At 60.9% G+C, this 10,230-nt stretch carries 12 protein-coding genes and 1 pseudogene; all 13 read left to right on the plus strand.

Going from position 1 to position 10,230, the window contains the following annotated elements:
- Window positions 1-193, plus strand: a pseudogene (locus PROAA_RS08665) (AI-2E family transporter); the annotation flags it as partial.
- Between the two features lie 85 nt (window positions 194-278).
- The gene (locus PROAA_RS08670) at window positions 279-941 is read left to right on the plus strand and encodes a class I SAM-dependent methyltransferase (RefSeq protein ID WP_186410966.1); all 663 of its coding nucleotides are present in this window, start codon (window positions 279-281) and stop codon (window positions 939-941) included.
- 284 nt (window positions 942-1,225) lie between these two features.
- Window positions 1,226-2,059, plus strand: a complete 834-nt coding sequence (locus tag PROAA_RS08675) for a mechanosensitive ion channel family protein (RefSeq protein ID WP_186410967.1) — start codon at window positions 1,226-1,228, stop codon at window positions 2,057-2,059.
- On the plus strand, window positions 2,052-2,900 hold the full coding sequence (locus tag PROAA_RS08680) for a magnesium transporter MgtE N-terminal domain-containing protein (RefSeq protein ID WP_186410968.1): 849 nt from the start codon (window positions 2,052-2,054) through the stop codon (window positions 2,898-2,900). Before PROAA_RS08675 ends, PROAA_RS08680 begins: the two co-directional genes overlap by 8 nt.
- The gene (locus tag PROAA_RS08685) at window positions 2,897-4,207 is read left to right on the plus strand and encodes a magnesium transporter (RefSeq protein ID WP_186410969.1); all 1,311 of its coding nucleotides are present in this window, start codon (window positions 2,897-2,899) and stop codon (window positions 4,205-4,207) included. Before PROAA_RS08680 ends, PROAA_RS08685 begins: the two co-directional genes overlap by 4 nt.
- A gap of 50 nt (window positions 4,208-4,257) precedes the next feature.
- Complete coding sequence (locus tag PROAA_RS08690) at window positions 4,258-4,671, plus strand: hypothetical protein (RefSeq protein ID WP_186410970.1); 414 nt, start codon at window positions 4,258-4,260, stop codon at window positions 4,669-4,671.
- Between the two features lie 58 nt (window positions 4,672-4,729).
- Window positions 4,730-6,016 carry a PP2C family protein-serine/threonine phosphatase gene (locus PROAA_RS08695; RefSeq protein WP_186410971.1) on the plus strand — a complete coding sequence of 429 codons (1,287 nt, stop codon included), beginning with the start codon at window positions 4,730-4,732 and terminating at the stop codon, window positions 6,014-6,016.
- Window positions 6,016-6,426: an ATP-binding protein gene (locus PROAA_RS08700; RefSeq protein ID WP_186410972.1), complete on the plus strand. Its 411-nt coding sequence runs from the start codon at window positions 6,016-6,018 to the stop codon at window positions 6,424-6,426. Before PROAA_RS08695 ends, PROAA_RS08700 begins: the two co-directional genes overlap by 1 nt.
- A gap of 10 nt (window positions 6,427-6,436) precedes the next feature.
- Entirely contained in the window at window positions 6,437-6,757 is a 321-nt protein-coding gene (locus PROAA_RS08705) for an STAS domain-containing protein (RefSeq protein ID WP_186410973.1), read from the plus strand.
- A 60-nt stretch (window positions 6,758-6,817) separates the two neighbouring features.
- On the plus strand, window positions 6,818-7,615 hold the full coding sequence (locus PROAA_RS08710; protein ID WP_186410974.1) for an MlaE family ABC transporter permease: 798 nt from the start codon (window positions 6,818-6,820) through the stop codon (window positions 7,613-7,615).
- A 146-nt stretch (window positions 7,616-7,761) separates the two neighbouring features.
- A complete protein-coding gene (locus tag PROAA_RS08715) occupies window positions 7,762-8,562 on the plus strand; it encodes an ABC transporter ATP-binding protein (protein ID WP_186410975.1) in 801 nt (266 codons plus the stop codon).
- Window positions 8,563-8,578: 16 nt separating this feature from the next.
- On the plus strand, window positions 8,579-9,460 hold the full coding sequence (locus PROAA_RS08720) for an MlaD family protein (RefSeq protein ID WP_186410976.1): 882 nt from the start codon (window positions 8,579-8,581) through the stop codon (window positions 9,458-9,460).
- Window positions 9,457-10,035: an ABC-type transport auxiliary lipoprotein family protein gene (locus tag PROAA_RS08725; RefSeq protein ID WP_186410977.1), complete on the plus strand. Its 579-nt coding sequence runs from the start codon at window positions 9,457-9,459 to the stop codon at window positions 10,033-10,035. Before PROAA_RS08720 ends, PROAA_RS08725 begins: the two co-directional genes overlap by 4 nt.
- Window positions 10,036-10,230: the final 195 nt, after the last annotated feature.

A 10,230-nucleotide genomic window follows, 5' to 3' on the forward strand; every position in this document is an offset into this window, starting at 1 on the left:
CCCGGTGCTCATCAAGAAGGGCGCCGATTTGCCCCTGCTCCTCATCTTTGCCGGCGTCATCGGCGGTATGCTCGGTTTTGGCCTGATCGGACTTTTCATCGGTCCGGTGGCGCTGGCCGTGACCTACACTCTATTCGAGGCCTGGATTGACGACGATCTGACCAGCGCTCCGGCCGAGCGACAGGTCAACTGAAGACTGGTCAGGATCGGAAGCGATATTCTTCGTCTGTTGAATTGCGATGCCTTCATCATGTGGTGAGACACTAGAGGAGCCGCACATGGGCAATCCCAAATCCGCAACGCAACGTCTGGCCAGGGAATACGCCGACCAGGGAGATCCGAACGGATGGTTCGAGGAGTTCTACGCCCGAGCCGGTGGCGACATCGGCAAGGTGTATTGGGCCGATCTGAAGCCCAACCCCTGGCTGCTCGACTGGTTAAAGGAACGCGGGGCGTCGGACCGCATGCGTGCGATCACGATCGGTTGCGGTTTGGGCGACGATGCCGAGGCCTTGTCGCGGTACGGTTATCGCGTCACCGCTTTCGACATTTCCCCGTCGGCTATCGCCATGTGCCGGCAGCGCTATCCCGCGAGCACCGTAGACTACCGGGTCGCCGACCTGTTCAACCCGCCTTCGGCATGGTTGCGCGGATTCGATCTGGTTTACGAGTGCAACACGATTCAGATTCTGGCCGGCTTGAGCCGGGTTCAGGCGCTGGCCGCCATCTCGGACCTGGCCGCCCCAGGGGGCGAAATCGTGGTTTCGTGCCGTAGCCGGAATGCGGGCGAACAACTTGACTCATTTCCTCTGGCCTTGGACCGGGACGAGATCGACGGTTTCCTGCGTGCCGGTTTGACGGAGATACGTTTCGTAGCCTACGACGACGATCAGGAGCCGCCGGTACCACATTTCTTTGCAGTCTATCGGCGACACGCTTGAAATCCTTTCCGGTACGGGCGTCAGGAGGATATTCATGACTGACCGTCGCCAAGCCGTTCGGGAAGTTTGGTGCAAACCTTACTGAACAAAACGCTTGTCGAGATTGTCATTTGCCGATAGAACCAACTGCGCAGTGTGAGTAGTCAGTCTGAATCAGTTGCTTGACAGACATGCGCTGACAAAAGGATGCTGTATCGGGGGCGACTTACGCTGGATGGTTTCCCCGTATTTGTATTTCCTTTTGTATCCCCATTTCTCTCGAGCCTTTCAGTGGAGTACAGCGGATGAGTGATGTACGTAGTTTGAGCGATTCAGGTATCCACGCCGCGACGGCGATTCTCGAGCGTCTGGTGTCGTATCTTCCGAGTTTTGCCGCCGCGATTGTGCTCGTATTCGTCGGCTGGGTCGTGGCAAAAACGATGCGCGCACTGGCCATACGCACGGCATTGCTGATTGACACCGTGTTGCCGCGGCTGGGACTGCCTGCCGGTTTGTCGCGCTTCCGCGTTGCGCGCGGCTCCGTGGTCGTGGGCACTGTGGTCTATTGGCTGGTGCTCTTGTTCTTCGTCACCACCGCCACACAGGTTCTCGGATTGCAGGCGTTCACCGACTGGTTGAGCAAGCTTATCGATTATCTGCCGACACTGATCGTCGGGCTGCTGATCCTTACCGCAGGCTGGTTGATGTCCGGCTTTGCCGCCGAACTGATGCAGGCGACCGTGACCGGACTGGAGCCTGGCCAAAGCGCCATGCTGGAGCGTGTCGTCCGTATCAGCATTCTGGTGGGCGCCATCCTGGTCGGCGCGGACCAGATCGGCATTCGCATCACCTTCCTGGCCATTTTTATCGGCGCTATCGCGATAACGGTCGGCGGAGGGTTGGCGTTGGCGGTCGGCTTCGGTGCCCGCGGGCATGTGGCCAACCTGATTGCCGCGCACCATCTGCGGCTGGCCTTTACCGTGGGTCAAACCCTGCAGTTCGCCGGGCACGAAGGACGCCTGCTCGAGATTACGGCAACCAACCTGATTATCGAAACTGCCGACGGGCGGGTCATGCTGCCTGCCAGTCTGTTCAATGAACATCCCCTGACCGTCAAGACGCGAGGCAGCAATGGCTGAAGCCGGAACACTTACGCTGGCCTTCGTTTCTTCCCACCCGGTCGATGCGGCCAAGGTGCTGGAAAGGCTTTCCGTGGCGGATGCCGCAGCGTTGTTCACGAATCTGCCGGCCCGCGCGGCGGCACCTGTGCTGGAGGCGATGCTGTCGCCTGCCGCCGCGCGCATTCTCGTTGCTCTGGACGATCAGGCTGCACTTGGCCTGCTCTCGGCTACCGGAGTGCAGAGCGCTGTGGCGATGCTGCGACACGTCCGGGAGCCGCGCCGAACAACACTCATCGAAGGGCTGTCCACCACGACGGCACTGGCTTCGCGAATGCTGCTCGGCTATCCCGATGATACGGTCGGCGCGTGGGCCGACCCGGAAGCCATTGTGGTGGGGTCGGACACGGCAACAGGCGAAGCGCTGGCCCGAGTGCGCGGCAACCCCGGTCTGGAGGCCAACGAAATATACGTGGTGGATGAAAGCCAGCGGCTGCAGGGAATCGTCGGATTGCAGGTGCTGCTGCGCGCGCACGAGACGATGTCATTGGCCGCGCTGATGCGTCCGCCTGCCGGCGTACTGCCGGTCGCCATGCCGCTCTCTGGAGCCGCCGCTCATCCGGCCTGGAAACAGACCAACATCATGCCGGTCGTCGAACGTGGCGATCGATTCATCGGTGTTCTGCACGCGGCGAAGCTGGCCGAAACCCTGTCACGTGGGCACTCCGGACACACCGACACTCCCGATGAAACGCTCTCGGGTATGCTCGCGCGCGGTTACTGGGATACGGTCTCGGGCCTTCTGCGCGTCGGCCTGGCCGTCCTGCCTCCAGCGCAACCCGTACTGCCGGGGGACAAATGAATACCGCCAATCTCAACGCAGTCGCCGCTCTGAATCGGCGTTACCTGCTCGATTTCCCCTATGAGGCTGCACGCCAACTGGAGTCCATGTCGCCCGACGACGGCGCCGAGCTGCTGGCATCACAACCCCTGCACGCGGTAGTGCGAGCATGGCAGGTGCTTGGGCCCGACGTGGCGAGAGCCATCCTGGAGCGCGTACCGGAGGCCATGGCACGGCATCTGTTGGCCGAGGCCGAACCGATTGCCAGTGTTGCCGTACTGGCCAAATGGGACGAGAGCGAACGCGAACGCCGTCTCACCGAGCTTGACGCCCAGGTGGCGCACGAGCTGCGCGAACTGCTGCGCTATCCGGAAAATTCCGCAGGACGTTTGATGGATCCCGATGTCAGTCCACTGCATGCCGGCCTTTCCGTGGGTCAGGCACTGGAACGCCTGCGCCGGCTGAAGCGTCACGGCTTGCGCCAGTTGTTTGTAGTGGACAACGAAGGCCACCTCACCGGCCGTGTCGAGATTCAGGATCTGGCGGTGGCAGAGCATGCCCGGCCGCTGCGCGAGATCGTACTGCCGGTGCTGGCGGTCGTGTACGCGCTTGATCCGCAGGAGGACGTGGTGAGCATTCTCGAACGCCAGCCGATCACCGAATTGCCGGTGATAAATGTTGACGGACGCTTTGTCGGCATCATTCGCCATGCGGCTCTGCTCGCCACGCTCGAAGAAGAAACGAGCATCGACATCCAGACCATGGTCGGCGCGAGCCGCGACGAGCGGGCATTGTCCAGTTCGATATTTGCTGTTCGCAAGCGCCTGCCGTGGCTGCAGATCAATCTGCTCACGGCTTTTCTCGCCGCCGCCGTGGTGGGGTTGTTTGAAGGCACCATTGCCAAATTCACGGCGCTGGCAGTACTGCTCCCGGTGGTGGCGGGCCAGTCGGGTAACGCCGGTGCTCAGGCCCTGGCTGTGACCATGCGTGGTCTGGTCTTGCGTGAGATCAGCCTGCGCCACTGGCCGCGCGTGGTCGCCAAGGAGGCTGGGGTGGGGCTGATCAATGGCCTCGCCGTGGCCTCGACCACGGCGATTGGCGTCTACGCCTGGAGCGGTTCGCTTGGCCTGGTGAGTGTCATTTCCAGCGCCATGGTGATCGCCATGGTCATTGCCGGTATAGCCGGGGCGCTGGTGCCGATTGCCTTGTCCCGCTTCGGCATGGACCCCGCCCAATCGTCATCCATCGTACTCACCACAGTCACCGACGTGGCTGGTTTCTTCTCCTTCCTCGGAATTGCAACCCTGCTGGCCGACACGCTGGCCTGAGCGACCATCAAGACGGTTAACCTCTTCATGTCTGTCGGAGCTGCCCTGCAATGCCACCCATGATTCGCCACCGATTCTGCCTCCTCTCCTTCGCGCTTTTCGCCCAGACCTTCGCGAGTCATACCGCCTTGGCAGCGGAGGAAGTATCCGCCCAGAAATATCCTGATGTTCTTTCCGCCACGGTGCAGGCGCGCGGAGCGGATTCATTCGACTTTGACGTCACGGTTTCTTCACCGTACGACTCACCCCGAAGATACGCCGATGCATTTCGCGCCATGGGCCGCGACGGTACGGTCTTCGGTGAGCGTACGCTCTTCCATGATCACGCCGGCGAGCAGCCATTTACCCGGGATTTGTACGGAGTGAAGATACCTCCCGGTGTGCGCGCAGTCGTGATCCAGGGCAGAGATCAGAAATACGGGTATGGAGGCAAAACCGTTGAAGTTGTCTTGCCTGGTCGGTGAGGTGCGGAATCAAGGATAATGCGTCTTCCAGCAACATGACGTATCGGAGCCGCCTGCAGTGTCGATCGAACACGCCAAACAACTGGCCGACAATGGTGCCAATCCCCGGCTGACGGGCGATATGGAATTGCTCCTGGCGATCAGCCAGGACTTCGTTGGCACGCCGGCGATGGACGAAACGCTGGCTAACGCGATTCAGCAGATCATGAGTTACATGGACACCGAAGCGGCGTCCATTTTTTTGCTCGACGAAAGGAACGGTAACGGCGAGACGGACAAAAAGCTGACCTGTCTGGCTTGTGCCGGGCCGGTCTCGATCAAGGGGCTGACCATCGACAGGAATCAGGGCATCGTCGGGCGCGCGCTGGCGGAAAATACCGTCCAGATGGTGCGCGACGTATCGGTCGACGGGGATTTCAACACCGCTGTCGATGACCACACCGGCTTTACGACCCGCTCCATCCTGTGCGCCCCGCTGACGGTCAAGGGGCGCATGCTGGGCGCATTGGAAGTGATCAACAAGCGCAAGGGTGACGGCCTTTTCGATCTGGCGGACAAGCAGTTCCTGCAGGTGCTGGCCGGCATGGTTTCGCTGGCCGTGCACAACGCGCAAATGACCGAGGCACTGGTCGAGCAGGAGCGCATGCGGCGCGAACTCGATCTGGCGCGCGAAATTCAGCGCAATCTGCTGCCCGATCAGCCTGCGGCCAACTTCCCAGTGCATGGATTGAATCTCTCGGCGCTGGAGGTCTCCGGTGACTTCTACGATTTCTTCACCCTGGCCGACGGGCGCATTGCCTGGGGCCTGGGCGATGTGTCGGGCAAGGGGATGAATTCGGCGATGTTGATGGCCAAGACGATCAGCCTGTTCCGCTGCCTCGGCAAGACGGTGCACAATCCGCCCCAGTTGCTGGCCATACTCAACGATGAAATTGCCGAAACCGCAAGTCGGGGCATGTTCGTGACGATGGCGGCCGGTGTCTACGACCCGGCGACTGGCGAAGTCCTGTTCGCCAATGCCGGGCATCAGCCGCCGCTCTTTCGCAACCGCTCCGGGACATATCGCGAGCTTGAAGAATCCTCGCCGCCGCTCGGTGTTTTGCAGGGCATGACCTACACCGAGCAGCGTTTGCTGCTCGATGGCGGGCGGCTGTATGTGTTCACCGATGGCGTGACCGAGGGCTGGTCAAAAGATGGCGGGATGCTTGAATTGTTCGGCCTGAAAGCTTTGCTTGACAGGCATTCCATGCTGCCTCCCGCCGAACAGCTCGAACGCGTGGTCGAGGCGCTGGTTCGCCCCGGCGTGCGCCTGCGCGACGATCTGACGCTGCTGGTGATCGGCTGATGGCCGAGCTGCTCGACCGGACATTTCCGGCGCGTACCGAGGATCTGTCGGGGGTGCGCGCGGCGGTTCGCGAAGCGTGCCAGCGCGTTCATGGTGGCGAAGAATTCAGCGAGCAGATGGTGCTGGCAATCAATGAGGCGTGCATGAACGTCATCAAGCACGGCTACGGGTTTGCGCCAGGGCAGAGTTTCACCCTGCGTTTGTGTATCGATGACGATGTGTTGGTGGCGCATTTGCTGGATAATGGTCTGCCCGCGACGGATGCCGATCTGCGTCCGCGCGAACTGCATGAGTTGCGCCCCGGCGGGCTTGGCGTCCGATTCATGCGCGAGTTGATGGACGGCGTGGCCTACCAGCCGCCGCCGGAGGGTTATGCAAACTGCCTGCAATTGAGCAAGCGTATCTATTGAGGGAGCCCAAGTGGATATACAGATAGAATACCGGACGCCGTACATGGTGGTTTACCTTTCCGGCGAAGTTGACCTGCATTCGTCACCGAGCGCGCGCGAGGTGATCCTCGATTGCATGAAGAAGAAAATGCCGCTGCTGGTCGATCTTTCGGGAGTGAGCTATATGGATAGCTCCGGCGTGGCCAGCCTTGTCGAGGGCTATCAGGCGGCCCGCAAGCAGAGTCTGGATTTCGCGCTGGTGGCGGTCGCGCAGTCGGCAATGAACGTGCTGAAGCTGGCGCGGCTCGACAAGGTGTTTCCGATTCATGCGTCGCTCGATGATGTCGTTTAGGCACGGCATGGACGTGGTGTCCGAGCTTGCGTTGCGCTTGAAGCCTTGTTACCGGCACACATGAACGCCATCGTTTCCTTCGTATCGCAGGTCGGCCAGTACAGTCTGCAGTCGGTCAGGGAAGTCGGCTACCACGCCGCCTTGATGGTCGAAGCGTTCTACTGGCTGCTGTTCGGGCGCTGGCGGCGGCAGCCGGTGCGTCTGGGCGCAGTGTTCAAGGAAGCCGTCGGCGTCGGCATCAATGCGATTCCCGTTGTCGCGCTGGCTTCATTCGCCACCGGCATGATGCTGGCCATTCAGGGGATCTATACGTTGCGAACCTTCGGCGCCGAGGGGCAGGTGGTGCTAGGTATCTCCTTGTCGGTGACGCGTGAATTCGCGCCGCTGATTACCGGAATTTTCGTCGCCGGACGTTCCGGCTCGGCAATCGCCGCGCGCATCGGCACCATGCAGATTTCGCAAGAGATCGACGCGCTGCGCGTGATCGGGATCAACCCGGTGCGCTACCTGGTGGCGCCGCTGCTTGCCGCCATGTTGCTGACCCTGCCGGCATTGACCATCCTCTCCGATCTGGTCGCGCTGTTCGGCGGGGCACTATACTGCGCCGGCGAGCTGAGTCTGCCGATCGGCATTTTCTTTGACCGGGCCTTCGAAGTGCTGGCCGTCGATGACGTGATCCACGGCGTGATCAAGAGCTTCATCTTTGCCGTGATCATCGTCCTTATCGGAGCGGCCAACGGTTTCAATGTGAACGCCGGCGCCGAGGGCGTGGGTCGGGCGACGACGCGCGCCGTGGTGCTGGGCTGTATCGGCATCATCCTCGCGGATATGGTGTTTACGTTTCTTACAAGCCGTTAGGCGATGACGGCCAACAAAATGACCTTTACCACAGAGACACAGAGGCGCAGAGATTTCGCAGAGGAGATTGCTGTTGAACTGGGTGTTTTCTCTGCGCCTCTGTGTCTCTGTGGTGGATGTCTTGTTTCTAAAGCCGGGCACTCACGGTGAGTTCAACCGACCTCGCCATCGACGTCAGCAATCTGGTCACCCACTATGGGCCCCGGAAGATTCTCGACGATATCAGCTTCCAGGCGCGACAGGGCGAGATCATGGTCATCATGGGCGGCAGCGGTTCGGGCAAGAGCACGCTGCTGCGCCATTTGCTTGGCCTGCACCAGCCGACCTCGGGCAGCATCAAGCTGCTTGGCAAGGACATCACGAAACTGAGCGCCGACGAGATGTACGATCTGCGCAAGAACATGGGCGTGGCCTTTCAGGGTGGCGCGTTGTTCAATTCGATGACGGTCGGCGAGAACGTCGAGTTGCCGCTGCGCGAGCACACGAAGCTCGACGAGAACACCATACGCATCATGAGCCGCATGAAGCTGGAGGTGGTCAATCTCGCCGGCTTCGAGAGCCTCATGCCGGCGGAGTTGTCAGGCGGCATGATCAAGCGCGCGGCGCTGGCGCGGGCCATCGTCATGGACCCGCGGCTGCTGTTTTTCGACGAGCCTTCGGCAGGTCTCGATCCGGTGGTATCGGCCGAACTGGACGAGCTGATCCTGATCCTGCGCGACGCGATGAACATGACGATCGTCGTAGTGACGCACGAGCTGGAAAGCGCATTCAAGATTGCCGACCGCATTACGGTCCTCGATCAGGGGCGTATTCTGATGTCGGATACGGTTGCCGCCGTCCGCGCCAGCGACAATCAGCGCATACAGTCGTTGCTCAACCGCACGCCAAGAAACGAAAACATCAACGCCGAAGAATACATGGAACGACTGACCCGGGAGATTTTCTGAGCATGAGGTACGAAGGATGAAGCGCGACAATGTCAATTACCTGCTGGTCGGCGGCTTTGTGCTGCTGATGGCCGGCGTACTCTTGTACGCTCTCTACCGGATCACGGGGCACAGCGCCAAGGGCGATATCTACTTCACCCACTTTTCCAATGTCTCCGGCATCAAGGAGGGCACGGTGGTGACCTACGAGGGATTCGAAGTGGGCAACGTCTCTCAGGTTGAGCCGGTAGCGCGCGAAAATCGAACGGCATACCGGATCACGCTCAACCTGAGACAACCGGTGCGCATTCCCGTGGACAGCCGCGCATTGATCGCGACGCCGGGGTTGCTCAGTGCGCCGCTGGTCGAGATCAAGGAAGGCAGCGGCAGCGAAATCCTGGCGGCGGGGGGCGATATTCCGGGAAGCCGCAGCGCCAACCTGATGGAGTCGGTTGCCGCGCTGGCCACCGAGCTCGGTCAGATCACCGAGACCAGCATCAGGCCGATGCTCGCGCAGATCAACCAGAACGTCGGGCCGGCGATGGCCGACATGCGCTCGACGATCGAGCGCATCAACCGCACCGCCGGACGCATCGATACCCTGTTCAGCGACAAGAATGTGCAGCACTGGAGCCAGTTGTTGCAGAACGCCGATGGCGCCTCGGCCAACGCGCTGAAGTTGTTGTCCGATCTTTCCATGGTACGTGCCGAGGTCGAAGCGCTGGTCAAGGATACGCGCGGAATCGTCAGCAACAGCGGTACAAGCATCAAGGATTCCTTGCGCCGTATCGATGCCACGCTCTATCAACTCGAATCGGCCGGGCGCAACATCAACGAGTTCTCGCGCACCATACGCGAAAATCCGGCTGCGCTGATCCAGAGTCGGCCGCCGACCGACGCCGCAGGAGCCACGCAATGAACCGACTGACCGCCATCCTTTCGACTTTCGTCATGCTGGTGTTGATGACCGCCTGCGGCAGCGTGCCGCCGGCGCCGACCGACCGCTTCTACCGCCTGCAACCGGTGCAAGTTCCATCGGCGCCCGTGGCCTTGTCCGGCGCCGTCGCAGTGCACGCCTTCAGTGCCGACAGCCTCTACGCGGAACGGCCGATCATTTACAGCGAGGAAGCCAGCCAGCGTCAGTTGCGCCAATACCACTACCACCTGTGGCTCTATCCACCGGCTCAACTGGTGCGCGAGAATTTCCTGGCCAGCCTGGGCGGTGCGCTGAATCTGGCAGGAGACGGCCAGGCGCCGAACGTGATCGACGGGCGCATCGTCAACCTCGAACGAGTGCTCTCCGGCCGGAACAGCACGGCCGTGGTGGCGCTCGAACTCAGCCTGAAGACGGGTGGTAGAACGCGCCTGCAAAAGACCTATCGGGCGGAACAGCGCGCCAGCGACGATACCTTGGGCGCTTTCGCAGTGGCGATGGAGCAGGCGCTCGGAAAAATCTATTCGGAATTTCTCGCCGATGTGGCGCAAAGCCGCTGACCTTGTGAAACTGCCCACATTCTTTGACTGTAGGAACATAAGCAAGGTAACCGGCGCGGGTGGATTGGTTTCCGAATTACGCCCCGTGGAATTCATAATGCAAGAGAAGTGCGACTTCAAGCGATGGCTGAGATCGGCCAGAATCGGACCTTCGAGAACCTTCTCCAAAGCAGACAACCGCCCAAACGCTAAGAC

Source organism: Candidatus Propionivibrio aalborgensis (assembly GCF_900089945.1).
GTDB classification, from domain to species: Bacteria; Pseudomonadota; Gammaproteobacteria; order Burkholderiales; family Rhodocyclaceae; genus Propionivibrio; species Propionivibrio aalborgensis.